Below are 25,052 nucleotides of genomic sequence, written 5' to 3' on the forward strand. Positions count from 1 at the left end.
CCCTTCCCCTCCTCACCCCTTCCGCGCCACGTAGTAGACGTTCAGGATGTCGCCCGGCACCTCCCGGGTCTCGACCTCGCCGAACCCGGCCTCCGCCAGCATCCGCAGCGCGGCCTGCCGCCCCCAGGCCGTGCCCAGCCCCGCGCCGCCCTCCGCGAGGGAGACGGTCATGCAGTAGAAGACCGACAGGGCGTAGAGGGTGGGTCCCAGTGGATGGCCGATGTTCTCGGACAGCTCGCTGGAGGCCGCGATGTCGCCCATCAGGAAGATCCCGCCGTCCCGCAGGCCGTTCGCGACGGCGGCCAGTGTGCGGGCGGGACGCGCCAGGTCATGGATCACGTCGAAGGCCGTGATCAGGTCGTAGGAGCCGGCGAGTTCGGCCGTATCGGCCACCTCGAAGCGGGCGTTGCCCAGCCCCCACCGCGCGGCCTCCGCCCGTGCCGTGGCGATGCCCGCGGCGGAGATGTCCATTCCCGCGAACCGGCTTCCGGGGAAGGCGCGCGCCAGCAGGTTGACGGCATGCCCCTGCCCGGTGCCGATGTCCAAGACGTCGATCCCGGAGCGCAGTTGGTCCGTGAGCCCCGGCACCAGCGGCACGATCGTGCCGGTCAGCGCGGCGTCGTACACCCGCGCCGTCTCCTCGGCCTGCACGTCCTGGAAGTGCGGATACGAGGAGTACGGCACCCCGCCGCCGGCCCGGAACGCCGCAAGGACCTCGTCCTCCACGTCACCCATCATCGCCAAGTACTGCATGAAGGCAGCCATGTTGTCCGGCCCCGCGGCCCGGGACAGCACGGCGGCGTGCTCGGGCGGCAGCCGGTAGCCGCCGTCCTCGGGGGCGTACGCGACGATGCCGCCGACCGTCATCCCGCCCAGCCACTCCCGCACATAGCGCTCGTCGAGCCCGGCCGCCTCGGCGATCTGCGCACTGGTCGCCGACGGCAGACCGGACATCACGTCGAACAGGCCCGCGCGGTGGCCGAGGCTGCAAAGGTGCCCCAGACAGGAGTCGTTCAGCACCTGGAGCATCCGTCCGGTGAACTCCTCCTGCCGCACCGGATCCGGGCGCGCCGGGGTCCGCTCGCTCATCGCCGCCTCCTCCTGACGCCGGAGTACGGTGCGAGGCCCCTCGCCCGCGCAACGGCGCGACGCGGGCACACCCGCGCCACCATCGGCCACACTGCCCCACTCCTGCACTTTGCGACTTCTTTACCCCTTTTCCGATGCTACGCGGAGGTTGGGAAGTCTTCACAGCCGCCAGAACACCGGGCCGCCCTCCCGGCCGGTTCCTGTGGGCCGTCGGTGGCAAAGTGACCCGCGCCCGCTTGCGCCTGCCGTCGGGTGCCGCCCTCGCGCTGGACAATCGCCCTGGTCACCACGTACGGACGCATCTCAGCGGACTGAAGTGAGGGGAACGGCCCATGGACGGAGCGGGACATCCGGATCGCAGAACACTGATCGCCGGCGGAGTTGCGGCCGCCACCGTCGCGCTGGCGGGGTGCGCCACGACCAGCGCCGCCCCGTTGGCGGCCGACTCTCCGTCGCCGGCACGGCCGACCACGCCCGAAGCGGCCTTCCAGAGACTGATGGACGGCAACGCCCGCTGGGTGAGCGGAGACCTCCAGCACCCCGACCGGGACCCGAGCCGCCGCGAGTTCGTGGCCCAGAAACAGGTGCCCTTCGGCTCGGTCCTCTCCTGCATCGACTCCCGGGTACCGCCCGAGCTCCTCTTCGACACCGGCCTGGGCGACCTCTACGTGATGCGCACGGGCGGAGAGGCGGTCGGCCCGGTGGTCACGGGTTCGGTGGAGTACGGCCCCATGACGAGCGGCACCCCCCTCATCGTGGTCCTCGGACACCAGCGCTGCGGCGCCGTCGAGGCGTCCTACAAGTCCCTCCGCGACGGCAAGCCCCTGCCCGGCAACCTTGAGGCGATCGCCAGGGCCCTGCGGCCGGCGTACGAGCAGACGGTCCGCGAGGGCGGCGGCGGCGACCCCGTCGACACCATGGCCCGCGCCCAGGTCAAACTGACCGCCGCCAACCTGCGCTCCAACCAGGACCTGGCCCCCCTCGTGGCCAAGGGCAGCCTCGCCGTGGTGGGCGCCTACTACTCCCTCGACAGCGGCAAGGTGGAGGTCCTGGCCGGCGCACCGTCCTGACCGGAGGAGGCGGGACCACTCCGGCGTTGATGATCTCGTAGCCCCAGCCTTGCCGAGTCGCTACGGTTGAGCCATGACCGCACTGCCCGCCGGGGTGCGCCCGCCGCGCGTGGAAGGCTGGTTCGCGGAGGACCTGGACCACCTCCCCGAGGCGCCCCGCCACACCGAGCTCATCGACGGAGCGCTTGTCTTCAGGGTGGCCCCGCAGCGGTCGTGGCACGGCCGCCTCGTCACCTCTCTCACCGTGGCTCTCATGGACCAGGCACCCGACGGCATCGAGGTCGAGCGGGAGATGACCATCCGCCTCGACGCTCGCAACCGCCCGGAGCCCGACCTCCTGCTGGCCACGGCCCCGTACGAGGCGGACCGCACCTGGTTCACCCCGGAGGACGTCCTGCTCGTCATCGAGGTCGTCTCGCCCGAGTCCGCCCACCGCGACCGCACCGTCAAGCTGCGCAAGTACGCCGAGGCCGGAATCCCGCACTACTGGTGCATCGAGGACGAGGACACCGTCCCCGCCGTACACGTCTACGAGCTCGACGAGCCGACCCGCTCCTACGCGCCCGCAGGGATCTTCCGCCATACGCTCCAGCGGTCCCTGCCCTTCGAGATCAGCCTCGATCTGGACAAGCTCGCACCGGGCCGGTCCGGCTGAGACCACGGTGGGAGGTCAGCGCCACGTCGGGCGCGGGGAGAAGGGAAAAGGGCCGGACTCTCTTCGTCCGACCCTTTTTCCTGCGCGTTCGGCGACTCGGGGCGCCTGCGGCAGACGTGCGACTACACGTTGAACCGGAATCTGTAGTGCAGGGCTCCCATCTGCGAAAACGCGGGTTTGGAGGGGGCATCCCAACACGAGCGTTCTATCCCAGCACCATGCAGGCCAGACGGCTCTGAGCCAGTCGGCACGAGTTCGCAGGGCTCGACGACGATGACTCAGTCGATGTGCACCTGATCTCCACCTGGTACTTCCGAAGCCCTGGCCGGAGCCGGATGCCCTGAGGCCTTGGACGCGTCCCCCTCCAGCGCATACGCGAGCGCGAGCGCAATCCGCTCGATCCAGTTGAGGGCGTCCGTGACATCAGCCTCGCCGATCTGGCGGCGTTGCTTGAGGTCGCCGTCGATCAGATCCGCGTCGTGTGCGATCTGGTTGCGGCGGCGGAGCAACAGGACGTACTGGCCGCGCAGCCGTTTGTCGTCGTATGAAGTGCGGTACTGGCTCCACCGGTTAACCCACTTCGCCGCCTCCCGCCACACCTTGACGTCGGTGACGAGCGACATCACCTTCGCGATGGCGTCCGGGTTCTGCAAGGTCTGATGGGCGATTTCCTGGCGCGCCCGCTCCGCGACCACCTCGGCCATGGTCGTTTCGCCCCGTTGCACCCTCTCCACACAGTGCAGCGGCAACAGGTAGTCACGGAGCTTGCGCGGCATGTCCGGGTCGTCCTTGGCAGCTTCCTCGGCGACCCGGCGCAACACCTCCTCCTGCACCCAGTGTTCGAGGGCGGCGATGGACTGCACCCAGGCGGCCCGGTAGAAATCGCCGGTGTCGATGCCCTTGGGGCTGAGCACTTCCAGTGCCTGCCCTGCTCGGACCATCTGGCGTGCGTATGACAGGTTCGTGACGAACGACTCGAACTGACGGGTCTGAGGGTGTGCGATGGCCATGCATACCTCTGTGCGGCGCGTGGAGGGAAGGGGAACTTCGGGACGTGGACTCCTGATGTTCCCTGCACCGTATAGAGGCCGGTCAAGCGGCTTTGCGGATCATGGTCGGTTTGTGGCTCGATCTGATCGGTTCAGCTCCGGATCCGGCCCTCCACTCTCTTGCGACAGGACTCTGGAGCCCTCCGCGATACGCATGGAGTCGGCCAGGCTCGCGTCTAGGCATCGGCCCAGGTAGCGGAGCTTGCCTGCACCAGCCGTATGGCCCGCCAGCATCGCCCCAGGGTTCCGCAACACGCGGGCGAGCGACCATGGCAGCTGCAAGGCCGTGTGCTAGCCGGTCAGCCGCGAGGCCACTTCACCGCCGGAGCCGGAGACGACGTAGCAGGATTTGCCGTTGGCGCTGTCTCAGGAGAGGTGGCGGGGTTGGTCGAGAGGTGTCCGCCATTGCGGCTGTCGCGGCTGCTCCATCTTCGGGCAGGTACATCGTAGAGACGTTCCGGCGATAGGAACCTTTGACACCGCCGTCCCAGAGGAATGGCCGGCAGTAGCAGCACGGGAACGCCGAAGGGCCACAAGGCACTTGGCATGGCGGCTCTCCGGAGCGGTGACGACGAACCTTCGGGCCGTCGTCAGACTTCTTCCGCCCCCGGTACGTCCACATCCGCGCCCAGGGACTTCGCGATGGCAGTGAACTCGGCGAGGGCGGACTGGAGATCGCGCAAGATCTCCTCGGCGATGACCTCCGGCTCCAGGTCACTGTCCGCGTCCTCCAGGGCCGGGTCCTTCATCCACGTGATGTCGAAGTTGACCTTGTCGCGCGCCGTCAACTCCTCGTATGTGTACGGCTTCCAGGGGCCGTCGTCGTCCTTGTCGGCGACCCGGGCGGAAATCGGCTCGCCCGCCTTGTACTTGGCTACGAAGTCGTCGAGGTGGGGCCGGGTCAGCGGGCACTTCTTCATGGTGAAGTGCTGGCCGGTGCGGAAGTCGTAAACCCAGGTGGCGGTGGTGTGTGGCTTACCGTCGGCGCGCGGGGGCTTCTTGTCGAAGAAGAGGACGTTGGCCTTGACGCCGCCCGCGTAGAAGATGCCGGTGGGCAGGCGCAGGATCGTGTGCAGGTCGAACTCGTCCAACAGCTTGCGGCGGATCTTCTCGCCTGCGCCGCCCTCGAAGAGGACGTTGTCCGGCAGGACGACGGCCGCCCGGCCGTTCACGGCGGTCAGCGACATGATGTGCTGGAGGAAGTTGAGCTGCTTGTTGGTCGTGGTGGCGGTGAAGTCGTCGCGGTCGTACTGGACGTCCTCCTTCTCCAGGTCGCCGTCCTGGCCGATCACGGTGATTGCGGATTTGCGCCCGAAGGGCGGGTTGGCGAGGACGAGTGAGGCGTGCCGACCGCTCGGCTTCTCTGCAAGCGCGTCGCCGACGTCGATCAGGCTCGGGCCGTCGCTCTTGCCGATGCCGTGCAGGAGCATGTTCATGGCGGCGAGGCGGGCGGTACCGGTGACCAGCTCGTTGCCCCAGATCTTGCGCCCGCTGTCGTACGCCTTGCGGGCCTCAAGGTCCATGTCCTTGATGTGGAGCCGGGTGATGTACGTGTGCGCGGCGATCAGGAACCCGCCGGTGCCGCAGGCGGGGTCGGTGATGGTGTCGTCCGGCCCCGGCCTGGTCACGTCTACCATCGCGTCGATGAGCGCGCGCGGCGTGAAGTACTGGCCGGCGCCGGTCTTGGTGTCGGATGCCCCCTTGGCGAGCAGCCCCTCGTAGGCGTCGCCCTTGAGGTCAGTCCCGGTGACCGTCCACTCCTCTCGACCGATCAGCTCCACGACCAGCTTTTCGAGCAGCGCCGGCTTGGTGATCCGGTTCTGCGCGTCGGCGAAGATCGTGCCGATGGTGGTGTGGGGCTTACGGCCCAAGTGCTCCAGGATGGCGCGGTAGTGGGCTTCGAGTTCCGCTCCGCGCTTGCTGACGAGGGACTTCCAGTTGTAGTCCTCCGGCACGATGCCGCTGAGGTCGCGGCCCTCCCACGGGTCGTCCTCGATCTCATCGACCATCTTCAGGAAGAGCAGGTACGAGAGCTGTTCTACGTACTCGATGGTCGACATGCCGTTGTCGCGGAGAACGTTGCAGTAGTTCCAGAGCTTGGCGACCAGAGTGTTGGTCTGCGCGGCGGCCTTCTTCGACTTGGGCGTCTCGGTGAGGAGGACACCCTCGGCGGAGGGGATGGCTGCGCCGTCTGGCGTCGGGACGAGGGCGGTCACTGGAAGAGCTCCTGCTGAACGGTAGTGACGGGGGCGGGGGTTGGAGCGGGGGCGGCGGCCTCGGTCGCCTTGGCCGCGGCGGCCGTCTTGCGGGGGCGCGCGGCGCGCTTGGTCTTTCGGGCAGGCTTGGCGGCGTCGCGCTCGGCGGCGATGCGGGCGAGGAAGGTGGTGGCGGGTTCGTCGGTGGGGTTCTGGGGAAGCAGGTTGCCGTTGAACGCCTTCCGGAGCAGGGCCGACCGCAGAGCGTCTGCCCGCTGAGCGGCACGGTCGACTTCACGGCCGATCGCCTCGGTGCCTGACAGCAACTCTTCGCAGCGCTGGACGAGATCTTTCTGGATCTCCAGAGGGGGAATCGGGAACTCGACCACTTTCAAGCGCTTTGACGACAAGTGGGCGATGTTCGTCGTGATGCGTACCTCGCGCATGAACCTGCGAGCGTGCAAATGCCGCCGGAATACCATGAGTGCCCATTCAGGGAGAACACCCGGACCCGCCTGGAATCGCAACAGACTGTTCGTAAATGCAACATTCTCCGGAACCCCGCGGTACATCGCTGGACGACCCACCAAATGCGGGCTCTGCCCTTCGTTCAGGAGGATGTCCCCCTTGTGGAGCCGGTACTTCTCAAAGATCCCCGAAAAATCCATTTCCATGACGCTGGAGATGTCGATCCGGTCCTCGAAAACATTGGCCACGCGCAGGTAGGGACGCATTTCGGGACCGTGATGCCAGTCGGGGTGCCGGGCTCGCCCCAACTCCAGAGTTCCAGCCTCACCGACAGTCGTAACTGTCCAACCGGCGGGGGCTGTCTCGGGGACCAATGAGGTGAAGACCGACTTGCGTAGAACCTCGATCCGCTTGCATGCCAGTCGCAGCGTCTGCTCGGCCGCGTCGAGCCGGGAGAGCTGCTCCTCGAGGGCCTCGACGATGCGGTGCTGTTCGGCGAGTGGAGGGACCGGAACCTGACGCGCGAGAATATCTTTGCTCTTAGCACGAGTATGGCTACCCGTTACGCCAGAAACGGATGACGAGATCCATTGCCGGAAGGAAGGGGAGGAAAGATAGTACTGGAGATACTTTCCAGAAACCCCCGTACTGCCACTGTGAAGCCGGAGCACAACCCACTCCGGAGAACAGACTTGGATCAAACCTTCATTTCTGCCCGTGACACTCCATACGCGGTTAATGCGCGGGTTGATTTTACAGATCAACACGTCGCCCGGCTCGACAGAGAGCTTAGCGCTCCCAATCTCTCGCCCGTCCAAGACTTCGGGGGAACCACTTGCGAACGACGGCACGCTCCACAGTTCGTAAACATTCCCCTCAGAAGGAACAACCGTCTCCCTGACCTCGCTGCCGAGGTCCCCGAGGCGTGCCCAAGCCCACCCTTCCGGCAACCCGCCCACACTCATACTCAAGCCAGTTCCTGATTCAGCTCGTCCAGCAGTTCCAGCGCCCGGTCCTTATCACCGAAGGCGTTTGCGAAGCCGCGGCCGCCGCCCTTCGCCGAGAAGGGGAGGTGGCTGAAGTCCTCGCGTTCCATGCCCACGTCCACCGCGATGGCGTCCTTGATGCGGTGCAGCCACCATTGTTGGTCCTCGGTGAATTCGACGCCCGCCTGGTCCTGCCGCAGCAGCCAGCCCCCGAAGCGCTCCTCGACCACCGTACGGTAAGGGCGGAGTTCGTCGTCTGCGCCAAGCGTGTAGCGGACCAGGTTCATGAGGTCGCCGAGGCCGGCCGATTTCGACAGGGATTCCGACGCCTTGCCGAGCAGGTCATAGTGGTCCCATATGACTTTCGGGGTCCACGTTCGGTTGGTGGCCTTGATGGTGGCGAGCAGCTCGCGAAGATGGGCCCGTGCCTCCTGCGGGCGGACCCGCGATCCGCTGCCGAGGATCACCTGGAGTGCGATCGCCTCCGCCGCCTGCTCGTCGCGCCGACGGCTGTCCAACAACTGGCGCCACTCGGCGAGTTCCTTCTCCGCGCGTTCTTCTCGCGGGACCTCCGTCAGCCGCACCCCGACCTCGGTCGTCGCGTCGTACGTCAGGTCGTGCTGCTGCTTGATGCCGACGATCAGCTTGCGGAGCTCCGGGTGCGTGGTCAGGACCTCGACCGCGCCCTGGACGAGGCGCCGGGCCTGGTCCGCGCCGCCCTCCCGGTGTGCCCGGTCCTGGGTGTCGACATCCACCGCGTCCGAGATCCGGCGGACCAACTCGCCGAGTGGGACGCCGCCCGAAGCCTGCTTGATCTGCTCGCGCTCCTCCCCGGTGAGCTTGCGGTCCAGGCGGGCCAGGCGACGGCCGAGCGTCTCGGCCTGTTCGGCGGTGAGGGAGCGGCTGCCCGCCTTGTCCATGAGCTTGTCCGTGCTGAGGGCACCGGTGTCCGGCGGCAGCATCGGCCGGGTGTCGACCAGCGGCGACGCGGTGACGCCCACCGCGTCGACCAGGACGAAACGGTCCTTGGCGAGGTCGGCCGCCGCCTCCGGCGTCACGGCCTTCAGCTCGTCGGCGTCGATCGTGCGGGAGCCGCGCCCCTTCATCTGTTCGAAGAGGACGGGACTGCGTACGGCCCGCAGGAATACCACGCACTCCAGGGCGCGGACGTCCGTCCCCGTGGCGATCATGTCGACTGTCACGGCGACCCGGAGCAGCGGCGAGTTCCGCAGGTTGTTGACGAGCTGCTCAGGGTCGTCGCCCTTGTCCCGGGACCGGTAGGTGATCTTCTTGGCGAAGGCGTCACCGCGTCCGAAGACCTCCTTGACCTGCTTCAGGACCTCGTCGGCGTGGTCGTCGCTCGCCGCGAAGACAAGCGTCTTGGGTAGTTCGGCACGGCCCGGGAACCAGCGCTGCCAGTTGTTCTTGTAGGCGGTGAGGACGGCCCTGATCTCGTCCTCAGTGATCACCGTGCGACCGATCTGGCCGACCGTGTACGCGAAGTCCTCGTCCAGTTCCTCGTACCGCTGGGTACGGGTCTTGCGGTCGCGGATACGGACCGTGGTGCCCTTGTCGATCTTCGCGCCGCCCGCTTCCCGTACCGAGGTGTCCATGGTGACCACGTCGAAGTCGACGTTGACGCCGTCGGCGACAGCCTGCTCGTAGGTGTACTCCGAGACCAGGTTGTTGTCGAAGAAGCCCTTGGTCTGGCGGGTGGGGGTGGCAGTGAGGCCGACGAGGTGGGCGTCGAAGTAGTCGAGGACGCCGCGCCACAGGCCATAGATGGAGCGGTGGCACTCGTCGATGACGATCACATCGAAGGACTCGATGGGAACGTCCGCGTTGTACTCGACACTGACCGGGCGGTCGGTCATGTAGTTCTCGTCGAGGGTGGAGGCGTCCTCGCGGTCCTCGGCCTCGCCCGTGTCCGCCAGCGGCTCGCCCTTGAGGAGGGAGTACATGCGCTGGATGGTGGAGACGACGACGGCGGAGGTCTCCTGGAGGCCGGCCCGGCCGAGGGTATCGACGTTGTAGAGGTCCGTGAACTTACGGTTCTCGTCCGGGGCACGGTATTTGTCGAACTCGGCCTTGGCCTGGCGGCCAAGGTTGTTGCGGTCGACGAGGAAGAGGATGCGGCCCGCACCCGCGTGCTTGAGCAGCCGGTACGCCTCGGTGACGGCGGTGTAGGTCTTCCCCGCACCGGTGGCCATCTGGATCAGGGCGCGCGGCTTGTCCTGGCCGAGGGAGTGCTCCAGGCCGGTGATCGCTTCCTCCTGTGCCGCGCGGAGGTCGTGGGTCTCCAGGACCGGGAGCCCGGTGCGCAGAGCGGCGCGGAAGGTGGGAGCCTCGGGGCGCTCGGTGGCCCGCTTCATCCAGACGGCGAAGGTCTCGGGCCGGTGGAAGGCGAAGACCGGACGGGAACGGGCGTGCGGGTCGAGGAGGTTGACGAAGAACGTCTCCGCGCCGGTGGTGGCGTAGCGGAAGGCGAACGGTTCGTCCTCGTGCCACACCGCCAGGGAGTGTTCCTTGAGGACACCGGCCGCGTACCGCTCGTTCTGGGCGAGGGCGCCGGCCAGGGCGGTGCCCTCACGCTTGGCTTCAATGACGCCGACGATCATGCCGTCGACGTAGAGGACGTAATCGGCGCGGCCGGTGGCCAGGGCGAACTCGCGGACCGCGACGCCCTGGGAGGCGAGCGGGTTGAGGTTGGCCTTGTCCTGGACGGTCCAGCCGGCCGCGGCAAGCATTTCGTCGATACGGACACGAGCCTGCACCTCGTTGAGCGGTTCGGGCCGCTGCGCACGGGCGACGATCGCCTCGCGGGCGGCGGCGGCGACCGGGCGGGGCTTCAGCCGCTCCTGGTTGTAACGGCTCCGCTGCTCGCTCCTGAGCCGCTCGATCTCCTCCCGATAGCTCGCGGCCAGTGCTTCCGACTCAGCGCGGGCCTGCTCGGCGGCCGCGGTCAGTTTCTCGGCCTCCTCCCGGCCACGCTGCTCGGCCTCCAGGCGGTCGCCGACCTCGCCGAGGCGGGTGCGGGACTCGGCGAGGGTGCGCTGGTGGTGGCCGAGCGCCTCGCGGAGCTCCTCGAGCTCGGCGGGCCCGGCCGCCACGTCACTCGGCAGCCGCGGCGGTACGAACGCAGAGATTTCGCGGACGCCATCGATCGCGCGGGAGAAGAACTGCCCGAGCTGGAAGCAGAGTTCAACGGCCTTGAGGGCCTTGCTGGTGTCGAAGAGGTGGTTGTGCGCGGCGTCGTTCCGCCCTCGGCGAAGGGTGTCGAAGGCGTCCCGGGTTCGGCCCGGCAGCAGACCAGCCCGCTGGAGCCCGGCGAGCCGGTCGACCTGGCGGGCCCCTTCGATGCGCATCCCTGCGCGCTGGACCAGCTCCTCGGCGAGCACCTCTCCGAACTGGCCGGACGCCACATACGAGACGTTGGGGTTGGTGAAGACCGACTGTTCGGCCTGGGAACCGTAGATCGCGAGTAGGGGCTGCATCGCGTAGAGCCGCCCGAAGTTGGGAGACCTTCGGGCCGCTACCTTCAGCTGCTCCGGAACTTGCTCACGACGCCGTGCCCGCCCGCTCATACGCTGCCGCTCCTCGACCAGGCCACATCCGGCCCTCACCTGTGACAAGACCTCTCACCCTACGTCTGACCGGGCACTCCTCTCCGGCAAATGAATCGATCACGTCGTCCAGCCTTCGATGGAGCCACAAGAGGGGCCCGTCTCGGATTGACGGACCCCTCTTGACCGGCGCCTTTACAGGACGCCCAAATTTAGTTGAAACTCCAATTAAACATGGAACCGGGACGTCTTAGACGTTGAACCGGAACTCCACCACATCCCCGTCCTGCATCACATACTCCTTGCCCTCCATGCGGGCCTTGCCCGCGGCGCGGGCGTCCGCGACCGAGCCGGTCTCCACCAGCTCGGCGAAGGAGATGATCTCGGCCTTGATGAAGCCCTTCTGGAAGTCGGTGTGGATGACTCCGGCGGCCTCGGGGGCGGTGGCGCCCTTCTTGATGGTCCAGGCGCGGGTTTCCTTGGGGCCGGCCGTCAGGTAGGTCTGCAGGCCGAGGGTGTTGAAGCCGACGTGGGCGAGGGTGGCCAGGCCCGGCTCTTCCTGGCCGACGGACTGGAGGAGTTCCAGGGCCTCGTCCTCGTCCAGCTCGGCGAGGTCGGCCTCCAGCTTGGCGTTCAGGAAGATCGCCTCTGCGGGGGCGACCAGGGCGCGCTGGTCGTTCTTGAAGTCCTCGTCGGTCAGCTCGTCCTCGTCGACGTTGAAGACGTAGAGGAAGGGCTTGGTGGTGAGGAGGTGGAGGTCGTGCAGGAGCTCTTCGTTGCCGGAGCCCTGGACGATGCCGGCGGAGAACAGCGTGTCGCCCTTCTCCAGGATCGCCTTGGCCTCCTCGACCGCCTTGACCTTCGGGGCCACGTCCTTCTTGATGCGCGACTCCTTCTGGAGACGCGGCAGCACCTTCTCGATGGTCTGGAGGTCGGCGAGGATCAGCTCGGTGTTGATGGTCTCGATGTCGTCCTTGGGCGAGACCTTGCCGTCGACGTGGACGACGTTCTCGTCCTTGAAGGCGCGGATGACCTGGCAGATCGCATCGGACTCGCGGATGTTCGCGAGGAACTTGTTGCCCAGGCCCTCGCCCTCGGAGGCGCCGCGGACGATGCCCGCGATGTCCACGAAGTCGACGGTGGCGGGGAGGATCTTCTGGGAGGCGAAGATCTCTGCCAGCTTGGCCAGCCGCGGGTCGGGGACACCGACGACGCCGACGTTCGGCTCGATGGTGGCGAACGGGTAGTTGGCCGCCAGCACGTCGTTCTTGGTCAGGGCGTTGAACATGGTCGACTTGCCGACATTCGGCAGACCGACGATTCCGATCGTGAGCGACACGTGGCGACTCGACTTCCGAGCGAGGTGGTGGGGTGGGCACGGCCCCGGGAGGGCCGATCCACCAGTCTACGGGGCGGCCGGGGCCGAGCCGCCGCCACCGGGACCGAGCCGCCGTCACCGGGACCGGCCGCGCCCCCGCCCGCCCCCGGGCCCGGAGCGAATCAGTCCGAACCTCGGCCCAATGCGCGTGTCCCGCAACCGGTTAATCCCACTTAGCGGCCTACCGTTGACGAGTGGAGCAACACGAAGCGCGCACCCCCCAACACAGCCCGCCGCGGTCCGCACGTCCGCCCGCGGGCCAGGACGCCCGGCTCCCGCGCCCCGCGGAGGCCGTGGCCCCCGACCCCGACGACGACTTCCTCACCGCGATGCGGGCCTCCGGGTTCGCGGCCGTACCGGCGTCCGCACCCGCGGTCGTGCGGGCCGGCGCGCGCGGTCCCGCACCGGCCGGCCCCCTCCGCGCGCCCGCCCGGGTGCCCGGGACGGCGGCCCCGGGACGCACCCCGGCCCCACCGGAAGGCGTGGAGTCCGCGACCGTCTACCGGGCGCGCCCCCAACGCCCCCTGCCGTCCCCGCCCCCCGCCCTGCGCCGCCGGATGCCGGCCGCCAAGCTCACCGGGCTCGGCTGCTGGCTGCTGGCGACGCTGGCGCTGCTGGCCTTCGCCTTCCTGGACCGGCTGCTGCTCGGCGGCGCACCGGCCCCGTACGGCGTCTGCTACGTGCTGGTCGGGGTCGGCGCGGCGCTCTGGGTCAGGCCGTTCGACCTGGTCATTGCGCCGGTCACGCTGCCGATCGCGTTCACGCTCGGTGCGCTGCCGCTGCAGCACGGTGCGGACGGGTTCGACGGGCTGCTGATGGGCGTTTTCACCGTCCTCGCCCTGAACGCAGGCTGGCTCTACACCGGCACGCTGATCAGCGCGCTGCTCGCGATCGTCCGCCGGGTGCTGATCATTGCCCGGCGTCGGGCCAGCCGACCGGCGAGTCGACCGCAGAGCGCACCGCGCGGTCCGCAGGACCGGCCGACGGGGCGGACGCCCGGGAGGGAGCGCCCGCGGCCGGGGAACCGTCCGCGGCAGGTGGCTCGCCAGCCCGAGCGGCGTACGCAGCCATCGCCGCACCCACAATCCCCGCATTGTTCTGAAGCTGAGCCGGCACGATCTCCGCGCTGACGCCCTCGATCAGCGGCAGGAACTTCTCCGCCTTGCGGCTCACCCCGCCGCCGATCACGAACAGCTCGGGTGAGAACAGCATCTCCACATGGGCGAGGTACTTCTGCACCCGGTGCGCCCAGTGCTGCCAGCTCAGCGCCTCGTCCTCCTTGGCCTTGGTGGAGGCCCGCTTCTCGGCGTCATGGCCGTGCAGCTCCAGGTGGCCGAGCTCGGAGTTGGGCACCAGGCGGCCGTCGGTGAAGAGGGCGCTGCCGATGCCCGTGCCGAGGGTGAGCACGATGACCGTGCCGGTGCGGCCGCGGCCGGCGCCGAAGCGCAGTTCGGCCAGGCCGGCCGCGTCGGCGTCGTTGAGCACCGTGACGGGGCTGCCGGCGGCCTCGCCGCCGAGCCGCGTGGTGAGCAGCGCGGCCGCGTCGAGCCCGATCCAGCCCTTGTCGACATTGGCGGCGGTACGGGTCGTCCCGTCGGTGACCACACCGGGGAAGGTCGCCCCGACCGGTCCCGACCACCCGAAGTGGTCCACGACCTCTTTGACGCCGTCCGCGACCGCATCCGGGGTGGCCGGATGCGGGGTCAGCACCTTGTGGCGCTCCTCCGCGAGCTCACCGCGCTCCAGATCCACCGGGGCGCCTTTGATGCCCGATCCGCCGATGTCCACACCGAAGACCTTCATGGGAAAAGGCTAGGCGTCGGCGGGGCGGCCCGCCCCCGGGATGCACCGACCGGTGCCCGGGGCGGCGCGGCGAACGCGGCGGGCTCAGTCCTCGGTTGCCGCCTTGGCCTCGGCGCGCAGGTCCCGGCGGAGCTCCTTGGGCAGCGAGAAGTGGATGGACTCCTCGGCGGCCGTGATGGTCTCCACGTCCTCGTAGCCGCGCTGGGCGAGCCAGTCCAGGACGCCGTGGACGAGGACGTCGGGGACGGAGGCGCCGGAGGTGACACCGACCGTGGCGACGCCCTCCAGCCAGGCCTCGTCGAGCTCCTCGGCGTAGTCGACCAGATGGGCGTCACGGGCACCGGCGCCCAGTGCCACCTCGACCAGGCGCACGGAGTTCGAAGAGTTCTTGGAGCCGACGACGATGACGAGATCGGCCTGGGCGCCCATCTGCTTCACCGCGATCTGGCGGTTCTGGGTGGCGTAGCAGATGTCGTCGCTGGGCGGCGAGAGAAGGTTGGGGTAGCGGCCCTTGAGGGCGTCCACCGTCTCCATGGTCTCGTCGACCGAGAGGGTGGTCTGGGAGAGCCAGACGACCTTCTCCGGGTCGCGGACCTCGACATTGGCGACGTCCTCGGGGCCGTCGACCAGGGTGATGTGCTCGGGCGCCTCACCGCTGGTGCCGATGACCTCTTCGTGGCCCTCGTGGCCGATCAGGAGGATGTCGTAGTCCTCCTTGGCGTAGCGGACGGCTTCCTTGTGGACCTTGGTGACCAGCGGGCAGGTGGCGTCGATGGTGGCGAGCTTGCCGCGCTTGGCCTCTTCGTGGACGACGGGCGCCACGCCGTGCGCGGAGAAGATGACGATGTTGCCCTCGGGCACCTCCTCCGTCTCGTCGACGAAGATGGCGCCCTTCTTCTCCAGGGTCTTCACGACGTACTTGTTGTGGACGATCTCGTGGCGGACGTAAACGGGGGAGCCGTACTGCTCGAGGGCCTTCTCGACAGCGATCACGGCGCGGTCCACGCCCGCACAGTAGCCACGGGGGGCGGCGAGCAGGACCTTGCGCCGGCCGCTGCGGCGCGAAGCGTCTTCGCCCGGGGTGGTGGCGGGCGTCGGGCTGGGCGAGGAAGTCATGCGTCCCATCGTAAAGGCGTGGCCCCGCCCCGGAAGATCGCGCCGTTGTCCGAGACTGGGTCGGCACGGAGCGAGGAGGCAGGATGCCGGGCACGAGCGGCGGCACGGGCGGCGCGGGGGCGGGCGGCGAGGCGCCCGGCGGCGGAGCGGACACCGCGGCCGGCGGGGGCGGGGACTCCGGCGTCCCCGGTGCGCTGCGGCGGACGCTGACGTTCCGGGATCTGGTCGTCTACGGGCTGCTGTTCATCGCCCCGATGGCGCCGGTCGGGATCTTCGGCACGCTGCAGGCCACCTCGCACGGTGCGGTCACCGCCGTCTACCTGGTCGCCACGGTCGCGATGGCATGCACCGCGTACTCGTACGCCCAGATGGTGCGGGTCGCCCCGCAGGCCGGTTCGGTCTACACGTACGCCCGGGTGGGGCTGGGCGAGGGTGCGGGGTTCGTCGCCGGGTGGATGGCGATGCTGGACTATCTGCTGATTCCGGCGGTGGCGTATCTGTTCTCCGGGATCGCGCTGCATGCGCTGGTGCCGTCCGTGCACCAGTGGGTGTGGACGGCGCTGGCGGTGGCCGTGACCACGCTGCTGAATCTGTGGGGCGTGCGGACGGCGGCCCGGGTGGGGTTCGCGGTGCTGGCGATGGAGATCGTGGTGCTCGCGGTGTTCGTGGTGTCGGCGGTCGCCGAGCTGATCGCGCACGGGGCTCCGCGGGGCTGGGCCGAACCGCTGACCGGCGAGGGCGGGTTCTCGGTGCGGGCGGTGCTGGCCGCGGTGTCGGTGGCGGTGCTGTCGTACCTGGGGTTCGACGCGATCGCGTCGTTCGCGGAGGAGGCCGGGGGCCGCCCGGCGCCTGCGGGGACGGCCGGGGGCCGGGCGCCTGCCGGGACGGCCGGGGCCCGGGGGGCCCGGCGGCACGACCGGGCGGTCGAGGGGCCGGACCGGGTGGCGCGGGCGGTGCTGGCCTGCCTGGCGGTGGCCGGTGTGCTGTTCGCGGTGCAGACGTATCTGGCGGCGCTGCTGATGCCGATGAGCGCGGCGGAGCTGGCGGCCCGGCCGGGCGAGCAGGGCGGCGCCTTCTACGCCACGGTCGACGCGTCGGTGGGCCGCTGGCTGCACGACCTGGTGGCGGTGAGCAAGGCCATCGGCGCGGCGTTCGCGGCGCTGGCGGGGCAGGCGGCGGCCGGCCGGCTGCTGTTCGCGATGGCCAGGGACCGGCGGCTGCCCGGGGCGATGTCGAAGGTGGACGCGGACAGCGGGGTACCGCGCAGGGCGCTGCTGGGCGCGGCGCTGGTGTCGCTGGTGGCGGCGGTGTGGGCGGCCCGCAGGGACGACGGGCTCGACCAGCTGTCGTCGGTCGTGAACGTGGGGGCGCTGACCGCGTTCGGGCTGCTGCACGCGTCGGTGACCGGCTGGTTCTGGATCCGCCGGGCGGACGGGCCACCGAGCGTGCTGCGGCATCTGGTGGTGCCTGTGCTGGGGCTGGCGGTGGTGGTCGCGGTGATCGCCGAGGCCTCGGCCGCCGCACAGGCCGTGGGCGGCGCCTGGCTGGTGGTGGGGCTGGTGGTGCTGGCGGTGCAGTACCGGGGGTGGGTGCGCGGGGGCGGGGTGCGGGGGTGAAGGGTGGGGGCGGGGCGGAGGTGCGGGCCGGGCGCGGGCCCTGTACGGGCAGGCGGGGTACGGGCCGACGGGTGCGGACGGGCCCCTCCGGTGCAAGCGCACCCGTAACAGGAGGGCCCGCCCGCCGGGCCACGCACCGCGCGAGCGCGCCGCCGCTGTCAGTGCCCGCCGCTAGTCTCGCTCGTATGGCTGTTTCTACGTCCCCGGAAACGCCGATCCCGGTCGGCGAGGTGTCCCGGCTCATCGGCGGTTGGATCGACCGGCTCGGCGCGGTGTGGGTCGAGGGGCAGATCACCCAGCTCTCGCGGCGCCCCGGCGCGGGAGTGGTCTTTCTGACGCTGCGTGACCCGTCGTACGACATCTCGGTGAGCGTGACGTGCTACCGCCAGGTCTTCGACAAGGTCGCCGACGTGGTGAGCGAGGGCGCCCGGGTGGTGGTGCACGCCAAGCCCGAGTGGTACGCCCCGCGTGGCCAGCTGTCGCTGCGGGCCGCCGAGATCAAGCCGGTCGGGGTCGGTGAACTCCTCGCCCGGCTGGAGCAGTTGAAGAAGTCGCTGGCGGCGGAGGGGCTGTTCGCCGCGGACCGCAAGAAGCCGCTGCCGTTCCTGCCGCAGCTGATCGGGCTGGTCTGCGGCCGGGCGAGCGCCGCCGAGCGGGACGTCCTGGAGAACGCCCGGCACCGCTGGCCGGCCGTCCGTTTCGCGGTGCGCAATGTGCCGGTCCAGGGGGTGCATGCGGTCCCGCAGGTGGTCGCGGCGGTCCAGGAGCTGGACGCGCTGCCCGAGGTGGACGTGATCGTCGTCGCGCGGGGCGGCGGCAGCGTGGAGGACCTGCTGCCGTTCTCCGACGAACAGCTCGTCCGGGCCGTGAGCGCGGCCGTGACGCCCGTCGTCTCCGCGATCGGGCACGAGCCGGACACTCCGCTGCTGGACCTGGTCGCCGATCTGCGTGCCTCGACGCCGACCGACGCGGCGAAGAAGGTGGTACCGGACGTGGGCGAGGAGCTGGCCCGGGTCCAGCAGCTGCGGGAGCGGGCGCTGCGCGCCGTCGACGGCTTTCTGCAGCGGGAGGAGCGGGGGCTCGCGGCGGCGCTGCAGCGGCCGTGCATACAGCGGCCGCAGCGGATGGTCGAGGACCGCGAGGAGCAGGTCACGGCGCTGCTGGAGCGCGGCCGGCGGACCCTGGGGCATCTGCTGGACCGCGCCGACTCGGAGCTGACGCACACCCTGGCCCGGGTGGTCGCGCTCTCCCCCAAGGCGACGCTGGAGCGCGGCTATGCGGTGCTCCAGAAACCGGACGGCACGGCGGTGCGCTCACCGGACGAGGTGGGCGCTGACGAAGCGTTGCGGGCCCGGGTGGCCGAGGGCGAGTTCAGGGTGCGGGTGGACGGCGTCCCGGGCGCGGTCACACCCCCCGAATAGTGCAAAGACAGACTCTTAGGGTGGGAGACATGGCGAAGGCGAAGACGGATGGCGCGGCGGACGCGGAGCAGGGTGCGGCGGCCGGTGCGGCGGCCCCGGTGGAGTCGGTGGACTCCACGCTGGGCTACGAGCAGGCGCGGGACGAGCTGATCGAGGTCGTCCGCAGCCTGGAGGCGGGCGGTACGACCCTGGAGGAGTCGCTTGCGCTGTGGGAGCGCGGCGAGGCGCTGGCGAAGGTCTGCCGGCGCTGGCTGGACGGCGCGCGGGCGCGGCTGGACGCGGCGCTGACGGAGTCCCCGGACGGGCCGGAGGCGGAGCGCGCGTAGCGGCGGAGCGCGCGTAGCGGCGGAGCGCGCGTAGCGGCGGAGCGCGCTGGGGGCGAGACCCCGGCCGGCTCCTCGCCCCCGTTACAAAGACCGCAGGGGCAAGGCAAATCCCTGTGAACCGCCTCACAGCACCCCGGTTTTAGTTGAAACTTAATCTATCTGAACTACAGTGGTGTGCCGTACGACCCCTGTAGTGCGTGCATGATCACTAATGTCTGCAGTGCCACAGAACCTGACCCAGCTCACTCACCGAGGTGCCTTTATGTCTCTCGCCCTTGACGCCGCCGCTCAGGACCTCCTGTTCCGGGAGGCCCAGACCGCCAACACGTTCACGGACGAGCCGGTGACGGACGAGCAGGTCCAGGCCATCTACGACCTGGTGAAGTTCGGCCCGACCGCTTTCAACCAGTCGCCGCTGCGGATAACCCTGGTCCGCTCCCAGGAGGCCCGTGAGCGCCTGGTCAACCACGCCATGGGCGCCAACGGCCCGAAGACCCTCGCCGCGCCGCTGACCGCGGTCCTCTCCGTGGACCTGGACTTCCACGAGAAGCTGCCGCAGCTCTTCCCGCACGCCCCGGGCATCAAGGACACCTTCTTCTCCGAGGCCGCGCGCCGCGAGGTCGCCGGGACCCAGAACGCCACCCTCCAGGCCGGTTACTTCATCGTCGGCATCCGCGCCGCCGGTCTGGCCGCCGGCCCGATGACCGGCTTCGACTTCACCGGCGTCGACAAGGAGTTCTTCGGCGACGGCAAGCAGAAGTCGTTCCTCGTCATCAACATCGGCAAGCCGGGCACCGACGCGTTCTTCCCGCGCTCCCCGCGGCTGACCTTCGACGAGGCCGTCGCCACCGTCTGAGCAGACGCACGGCGGCGCCGCGGGACATCCCCGCCCGCACCACGCACGAGGCCGCCGCACCCCTCCCGGGTGCGGCGGCCTCCTCGGTCTCCTGCTCGGCGTCCGCGCCGCTCAGCTCTTCTTCGCCACCAGCGCGGCGGCCAGGTCGGCGAGCCGCCCGTAGGGCGCGGTGCCGGTGACGACCGTGGTCACCCCGGGCTCCTCGCGGACCAGTGCGTTGTACTTGTCGCCCTTGTAGCGGTCCCACTTCTTGCTGCCGACGGCCTGCTTGCCCTCGGCCTTGGTCGCGCCGAGCGTGACCTCCTGTATGAACTTCCGCGGCGTGGCGTCGCTCTGCTCGACGGCCGCGTACTCCTGCTCCGGGTCGAGCATGCCCAGGTGCCAGGCACCGCCCTTGCCGTCCTCGTTCGCCTTGTACGAGACGGAGGTGGCACGCCAGGTCTTGGGCAGCCCCTCGGGCGCGGCGACCGGGTAGGGCGCCGCCCGCCGGGCCGTGATCAGTTCGACGCGGTAGTCGACCTTCTTGACCGCGTTCCGCGCCGCGTCCGCGCTCTCGTCGTGCGGGATGAAGAGATAGATCGCCCCGACGAGGATGCCGATCACCGCCAGTGACAGGACCATGTCCCGCACCGTTTGCCTGCCTCGCATACCTGCCACGCCCCTATGGTCCCCCATCCCCGCCGCGACCCCGACAGGCCCCCCGGCAAAGCCCGTCACCTGTGCAAACACCCAGGTGACCGGCTCCCCCACCGCTGCTCATGCGTAGGGCCCTCTGCTCATTTTGGCGGCCTGGAGATACTGTGAACCTCCGGGGAAAACCCCCGCACCCCCGCACAGCCACCCTCATTCCTTCACGGCCGTCGCCGTTCAGAAAGGTGCGCTCGATGAGCGAGCATCATCTCCCGTCCCCACTCGAGGTCAGCCCCGAGGCGCCGGACCGCAACCTCGCCCTGGAACTCGTCCGGGTCACCGAGGCCGGTGCCATGGCATCGGGCCGCTGGGTGGGGCGAGGTGACAAGAACGGCGCGGACGGCGCGGCGGTGAAGGCCATGCGCGCCCTGATCCACACCGTCTCGATGAACGGCGTCGTGGTCATCGGGGAGGGCGAGAAGGACAACGCCCCGATGCTCTACAACGGCGAGCGCGTGGGTGACGGTACCGGCGCGGAGTGCGACGTGGCCGTGGACCCGGTGGACGGGACGACGCTGACCGCCAAGGGCATGGCGAACGCCGTGTCCGTGATGGCGGTGGCCGAGCGGGGTTCGATGTTCGACCCGTCCGCGGTCTTCTACATGGACAAGCTCGCCACGGGCCCGGAGGCGGCGGACTTCGTCGACATCACGGCGCCGGTGGCGGTGAACATCAAGCGGATCGCGAAGGCGAAGAAGTCCGCGGTCGAGGACGTCACCGTGGTCATCCTGGACCGGCCCCGCCACGACGGCCTGGTCAAGGAGGTCCGGGAGGCCGGGGCCCGGATCAAGTTCATCGCCGACGGCGATGTGGCCGGCGCGATCATGGCGGCCCGTGAGGGCACCGGCGTGGACCTGCTGCTGGGCATCGGCGGTACGCCCGAGGGCATCATCGCGGCCTGTGCGCTGAAGTGTCTGGGCGGCGCCTTCCAGGGCAAGCTGTGGCCCAAGGACGACGAGGAGCGGCAGCGGGCCCTGGACGCCGGGCACGACCTGGACAAGGTGCTGGAGATCGGCGACCTGGTCCGCGGCGACAACGTCTTCTTCGTCGCCACCGGCATCACCGACGGCGAACTGCTGCGCGGCGTGCGCTACCGCGCCGAGAACGCCTACACCCAGTCCCTGGTGATGCGCTCCAAGTCCGGCACCATCCGCCAGATCGATTCCCAGCACCGGCTGTCCAAGCTGCGTGCGTACAGCTCGGTGGACTTCGAGCGCCCCAGCTAGCGAGGGATGCGGCCGGCCCGTGCAACCGGCCCGCCGTCCCCACACTTCGCCCCCGCCGGAGAGTCTCCGGCGGGGGCGAAGTGGCCCATACGCCCTGGGGTGCGTCCTGCCTGGGGTACGTCCTATGGGCCGAAGCCTCGCGCGGCCGCTATCCGGCCGCGGGCATATGGGCGGCTCGCTGGAGATCGGCCTCCCGGCGCCGCCGACGGGTCAGTACGACCCGGCGCTCGGCCGCGGTGAGGCCGCCCCAGACGCCGTACGGCTCGGGCTGGAGCAAAGCATGCTCCCGGCATTCGACCATCACGGGACAGCGGGCACAGACCCGCTTCGCGGCCTCTTCCCTGGCCAGCCGCGCGGCGGTCGGTTCCTTGGACGGGGCGAAGAACAGCCCGGCTTCATCCCGGCGGCACACCGCCTCCGAATGCCAGGGGCCGGCCTCGTCGCGATCAGGCACTTGCTGGGACGGAACGACAGCGGCATCCTGCAGGGGCTGATGCGGTAGCAGCACGGTCTACTCCTGACGACGGCTTCGGCGCGAGAATCACCCTTGCCCGTCTCGCTGCGCACGGCCGATTTCCGCACCCCGCAGCCGTACGAGAGACGATGCACCAGCCCTACCCGCTGTACGCACGCTTATGCACACCGTGGCGATCGTGCGACAACGAGACAATCGCGGGTGGTGCCGCCTCCAAGCCACCTCCGACGGCTCACCCCGGCCCGGGCGGTGGCCGATCGCCGTACCCGTCCCCACGGGCCCGCGCTCTCACCCCTGGGACACCCGCGTTCCGCCCCCTGCCCTCCCCCGGTTCCGCGCCCTTACCGGAACCGGTCCCGGCGCTCGCGCCGTGCGGAGCGCAGCCGTTCCTGCCACTCCTGGCGGTCGTGGCGCAGTTGGTGGTGCCGTTCACGCCGCTCCTCGCGCAGCTCGTGGCGGAGCGCCCGGTGGTCCTCCCATACCCGGTCGCGCAGATCGCGGATCCAGGCGCCGCGCTTGGGCTTGGCCTCCACGCTGCCCAGTACGGCATAGCCGTTGACCAGGATCTGCGGGGCGTTGCCGTCCTCGGCGTCATGGGTCTCGATCTCGAAGTTGCCGAGGATGCCGGAGCCGCTGCTGCGCAGGGTGATGTTCTCCGGGACCCGGATCTCCACGCTGCCGAAGACGGCGGTGACATTGATCTGGACCTGCTGCTGCGGGAAGACCGCCTCGGTCAGATCGATCTCGACGCTGCCGAAGAGCGCGAAGGCGTTGATCCGCGCGGGGGCCTGCCACCGGCCCTTGCGCACGGAGGCGCTGAAGATCGCGACGAGGTTCTGGTCCGGGACCGGGGCGCGGGGGCCGTAGACGTACGCGTCCGGGCCCTGCTGCGCGCGGCCGGCGCCCGCCGCGGGCAGATCCCGTACGACGGGCTCCAGTTCGCCCATGGTCTTGGCGCGGTAGACCGTGTCGATCCGCTCGGCGTGCTCCTCCGGATCGAGCCGGCCCTCGGCCAGCGCCTCGCGAAGGATCTCGGCGACCCGGTCGCGGTCCGCGTCGGAGGCCCTGATGTCCCCCTCGGCCACCGCAGCCGGCGCGGACGGCGGCTTGGTCATGTTCACCGGCTGCCGCGCGTGCGGTTCGTCCTGCTTCTGAAGCGGTCCGGGCGGGTTCTCGGGGCCCGGTCGTCCCCCGTTGTCTGCATCCACCGGCCCAGCGTACCGAAACGCGATAGATCGCGACTAGGGATCGGCGGGGACGGCTCTCCCGCCGACTGAGCCTGACCTCACAGCGGCGTCCGCGCCCCGGGGTTCTACGCTGTGGAGGCGCTGCCGTAGATGCCAGCCGGACCTCTCCGAGTAAGGAATGACCTTCGATGCCGGAATTCGCCTACACCGACCTTCTCCCCGTAGGTGAGGACACCACCCCGTACCGCCTCGTCACCGCGGAGGGCGTGAGCACCTTCGAGGCCGACGGACGGACGTTCCTCAAGGTCGAGCCGGAGGCGCTGCGCAAGCTGGCCGCCGAGGCGATGCACGACATTGCGCACTATCTGCGCCCGGCCCACCTCGCCCAGCTCCGCAAGATCCTGGACGACCCCGAGGCCAGTGGCAACGACCGCTTCGTCGCGCTCGACCTGCTGAAGAACGCCAACATCGCCGCCGCGGGCGTCCTGCCCATGTGCCAGGACACCGGCACCGCGATCGTGATGGGCAAGCGCGGCCAGCAGGTCCTGACCGAGGGCGGCGACGAGGCGGCCCTCTCCCGCGGCATCTACGACGCCTACACCCAGCTGAACCTGCGTTACTCGCAGATGGCCCCGCTGACGATGTGGGACGAGAAGAACACCGGCTCCAACCTCCCGGCCCAGATCGAGCTGTACGCGACCGACGGCGGCGCCTACAAGTTCCTCTTCATGGCCAAGGGCGGCGGCAGCGCCAACAAGTCCTTCCTCTTCCAGGAGACCAAGGCGGTCCTCAACGAGGCCTCCATGATGAAGTTCCTGGAGCAGAAGATCCGTTCGCTCGGCACGGCCGCCTGCCCGCCGTACCACCTCGCGATCGTCGTCGGCGGCACCAGCGCCGAGTACGCGATGAAGACCGCCAAGTACGCCTCCGCGCACTACCTCGACGAGCTGCCCGCCGAGGGCTCGCCCACCGGCCACGGCTTCCGCGACAAGGAGCTGGAGGAGAAGGTCTTCGAGCTGACGCAGAAGATCGGCATCGGCGCGCAGTTCGGCGGCAAGTACTTCTGCCACGACGTCCGTGTCGTCCGCCTGCCCCGCCACGGCGCGTCCTGCCCCGTCGCCATCGCCGTCTCCTGCTCCGCGGACCGCCAGGCCGTCGCGAAGATCACCGCTGAGGGCGTCTTCCTGGAGCAGCTGGAGACCGACCCGGCCCGCTTCCTCCCGGAGACGACGGACGAGGAGCTGACCGAGGGCGCCGGCCCCGACCTCGACGCGGTCGCCATCGACCTCAACCGCCCCATGGACGACGTCCTGGCCGAGCTGACCAAGCACCCGGTCAAGACCCGGCTCTCCCTCACCGGCACCCTGGTCGTCGCCCGCGACATCGCCCACGCGAAGATCAAGGAGCGGCTGGACGCCGGCGACGAGATGCCGCAGTACCTCAAGGACCACCCGGTCTACTACGCGGGCCCGGCCAAGACCCCCGAGGGCTACGCCTCCGGCTCCTTCGGCCCGACCACGGCCGGCCGGATGGACGCCTACGTCGAGCAGTTCCAGGCGGCCGGCGGCTCCAAGGTCATGCTCGCCAAGGGCAACCGCTCCCAGCAGGTCACCGACGCCTGCGCCGCGCACGGCGGCTTCTACCTCGGCTCCATCGGCGGCCCGGCCGCGCGCCTGGCCCAGGACTGCATCAAGAAGGTCGAGGTCCTGGAGTACGAGGAGCTGGGCATGGAAGCGGTCTGGAAGATCGAGGTCGAGAACTTCCCGGCCTTCATCGTCGTCGACGACAAGGGAAACGACTTCTTCCAGGACCCGGCACCGGCGCCCACGTTCACGAGCATTCCGGTGCGTTCGGGAAGCTGACGCACCGGCAGGACCCGGATG

Annotated in this window: 19 protein-coding genes and 1 pseudogene; 9 read left to right on the forward strand and 11 right to left on the reverse strand. The window is 69.7% G+C overall.

Features of this window, described 5'->3' with window-relative positions:
* Positions 1-12 precede the first annotated feature (12 nt).
* Entirely contained in the window at positions 13-1,089 is a 1,077-nt protein-coding gene (locus tag OHS81_RS12185) for a class I SAM-dependent methyltransferase (RefSeq protein ID WP_328384808.1), read from the reverse strand.
* 332 nt (positions 1,090-1,421) lie between these two features.
* Between OHS81_RS12185 and OHS81_RS12190 the strand changes: the two genes are divergently transcribed.
* Together OHS81_RS12190 and OHS81_RS12195 are read left to right on the forward strand one after the other, a co-directional pair.
* Positions 1,422-2,159 carry a carbonic anhydrase gene (locus tag OHS81_RS12190; protein ID WP_328384809.1) on the forward strand — a complete coding sequence of 246 codons (738 nt, stop codon included), beginning with the start codon at positions 1,422-1,424 and terminating at the stop codon, positions 2,157-2,159.
* Between the two features lie 73 nt (positions 2,160-2,232).
* Positions 2,233-2,814, forward strand: a complete 582-nt coding sequence (locus OHS81_RS12195) for a Uma2 family endonuclease (protein ID WP_328384810.1) — start codon at positions 2,233-2,235, stop codon at positions 2,812-2,814.
* A 278-nt stretch (positions 2,815-3,092) separates the two neighbouring features.
* Here OHS81_RS12195 and OHS81_RS12200 read toward each other — a convergent pair whose 3' ends face one another.
* The 5 genes from OHS81_RS12200 to ychF all read right to left on the reverse strand — a co-directional run bounded on the left by OHS81_RS12200 (position 3,093) and on the right by ychF (position 12,414).
* Entirely contained in the window at positions 3,093-3,824 is a 732-nt protein-coding gene (locus tag OHS81_RS12200) for a hypothetical protein (protein ID WP_328384811.1), read from the reverse strand.
* 629 nt (positions 3,825-4,453) lie between these two features.
* A complete protein-coding gene (locus OHS81_RS12205; RefSeq protein WP_443058843.1) occupies positions 4,454-6,043 on the reverse strand; it encodes a type I restriction-modification system subunit M in 1,590 nt (529 codons plus the stop codon).
* A gap of 32 nt (positions 6,044-6,075) precedes the next feature.
* Positions 6,076-7,491 carry a restriction endonuclease subunit S gene (locus tag OHS81_RS12210; protein ID WP_328391087.1) on the reverse strand — a complete coding sequence of 472 codons (1,416 nt, stop codon included), beginning with the start codon at positions 7,489-7,491 and terminating at the stop codon, positions 6,076-6,078.
* 2 nt (positions 7,492-7,493) lie between these two features.
* The gene (locus tag OHS81_RS12215) at positions 7,494-11,096 is read right to left on the reverse strand and encodes a type I restriction endonuclease subunit R (RefSeq protein WP_328384813.1); all 3,603 of its coding nucleotides are present in this window, start codon (positions 11,094-11,096) and stop codon (positions 7,494-7,496) included.
* Between the two features lie 229 nt (positions 11,097-11,325).
* A complete protein-coding gene (gene ychF / locus OHS81_RS12220) occupies positions 11,326-12,414 on the reverse strand; it encodes a redox-regulated ATPase YchF (protein WP_328384814.1) in 1,089 nt (362 codons plus the stop codon).
* Between the two features lie 596 nt (positions 12,415-13,010).
* Here ychF and OHS81_RS12225 point away from each other — a divergent pair.
* Positions 13,011-13,349: pseudogene (locus OHS81_RS12225) on the forward strand (DUF6542 domain-containing protein); the annotation flags it as partial.
* A gap of 13 nt (positions 13,350-13,362) precedes the next feature.
* Here OHS81_RS12225 and ppgK read toward each other — a convergent pair.
* Positions 13,363-14,256, reverse strand: coding sequence for a polyphosphate--glucose phosphotransferase (gene ppgK, locus OHS81_RS12230; protein WP_328384815.1), 894 nt, complete (start codon positions 14,254-14,256; stop codon positions 13,363-13,365).
* An 84-nt stretch (positions 14,257-14,340) separates the two neighbouring features.
* The gene (locus tag OHS81_RS12235; protein WP_328384816.1) at positions 14,341-15,372 is read right to left on the reverse strand and encodes a 4-hydroxy-3-methylbut-2-enyl diphosphate reductase; all 1,032 of its coding nucleotides are present in this window, start codon (positions 15,370-15,372) and stop codon (positions 14,341-14,343) included.
* Between the two features lie 83 nt (positions 15,373-15,455).
* On the opposite strand from OHS81_RS12235, the gene OHS81_RS12240 reads away from it, so the two are divergent.
* The 4 genes from OHS81_RS12240 to OHS81_RS12255 all read left to right on the forward strand — a co-directional run bounded on the left by OHS81_RS12240 (position 15,456) and on the right by OHS81_RS12255 (position 19,591).
* Positions 15,456-16,988: an APC family permease gene (locus OHS81_RS12240; protein WP_328384817.1), complete on the forward strand. Its 1,533-nt coding sequence runs from the start codon at positions 15,456-15,458 to the stop codon at positions 16,986-16,988.
* Between the two features lie 185 nt (positions 16,989-17,173).
* Positions 17,174-18,409: an exodeoxyribonuclease VII large subunit gene (gene xseA, locus OHS81_RS12245; RefSeq protein WP_328384818.1), complete on the forward strand. Its 1,236-nt coding sequence runs from the start codon at positions 17,174-17,176 to the stop codon at positions 18,407-18,409.
* 29 nt (positions 18,410-18,438) lie between these two features.
* A complete protein-coding gene (locus OHS81_RS12250; RefSeq protein WP_328384819.1) occupies positions 18,439-18,735 on the forward strand; it encodes an exodeoxyribonuclease VII small subunit in 297 nt (98 codons plus the stop codon).
* A gap of 262 nt (positions 18,736-18,997) precedes the next feature.
* On the forward strand, positions 18,998-19,591 hold the full coding sequence (locus OHS81_RS12255) for a malonic semialdehyde reductase (protein ID WP_328384820.1): 594 nt from the start codon (positions 18,998-19,000) through the stop codon (positions 19,589-19,591).
* Positions 19,592-19,702: 111 nt separating this feature from the next.
* On the opposite strand, the gene OHS81_RS12260 is transcribed toward OHS81_RS12255, so the two are convergent.
* Entirely contained in the window at positions 19,703-20,239 is a 537-nt protein-coding gene (locus OHS81_RS12260; RefSeq protein ID WP_328391089.1) for a DUF4245 domain-containing protein, read from the reverse strand.
* A gap of 236 nt (positions 20,240-20,475) precedes the next feature.
* Here OHS81_RS12260 and glpX point away from each other — a divergent pair, with 236 nt between their 5' ends.
* A complete protein-coding gene (glpX, locus tag OHS81_RS12265; RefSeq protein ID WP_030981453.1) occupies positions 20,476-21,507 on the forward strand; it encodes a class II fructose-bisphosphatase in 1,032 nt (343 codons plus the stop codon).
* Positions 21,508-21,655: 148 nt separating this feature from the next.
* Here glpX and OHS81_RS12270 read toward each other — a convergent pair whose 3' ends face one another.
* Positions 21,656-22,015: a WhiB family transcriptional regulator gene (locus tag OHS81_RS12270; protein WP_328384821.1), complete on the reverse strand. Its 360-nt coding sequence runs from the start codon at positions 22,013-22,015 to the stop codon at positions 21,656-21,658.
* A 308-nt stretch (positions 22,016-22,323) separates the two neighbouring features.
* The gene (locus tag OHS81_RS12275; protein WP_443058690.1) at positions 22,324-23,190 is read right to left on the reverse strand and encodes a DUF1707 SHOCT-like domain-containing protein; all 867 of its coding nucleotides are present in this window, start codon (positions 23,188-23,190) and stop codon (positions 22,324-22,326) included.
* A gap of 167 nt (positions 23,191-23,357) precedes the next feature.
* Between OHS81_RS12275 and OHS81_RS12280 the strand changes: the two genes are divergently transcribed.
* Positions 23,358-25,031 carry a fumarate hydratase gene (locus OHS81_RS12280; RefSeq protein ID WP_328384822.1) on the forward strand — a complete coding sequence of 558 codons (1,674 nt, stop codon included), beginning with the start codon at positions 23,358-23,360 and terminating at the stop codon, positions 25,029-25,031.
* Positions 25,032-25,052 lie beyond the last annotated feature (21 nt).

Source organism: Streptomyces sp. NBC_00400, from assembly GCF_036048035.1.
Classification (GTDB): Bacteria; Actinomycetota; Actinomycetes; order Streptomycetales; family Streptomycetaceae; genus Streptomyces.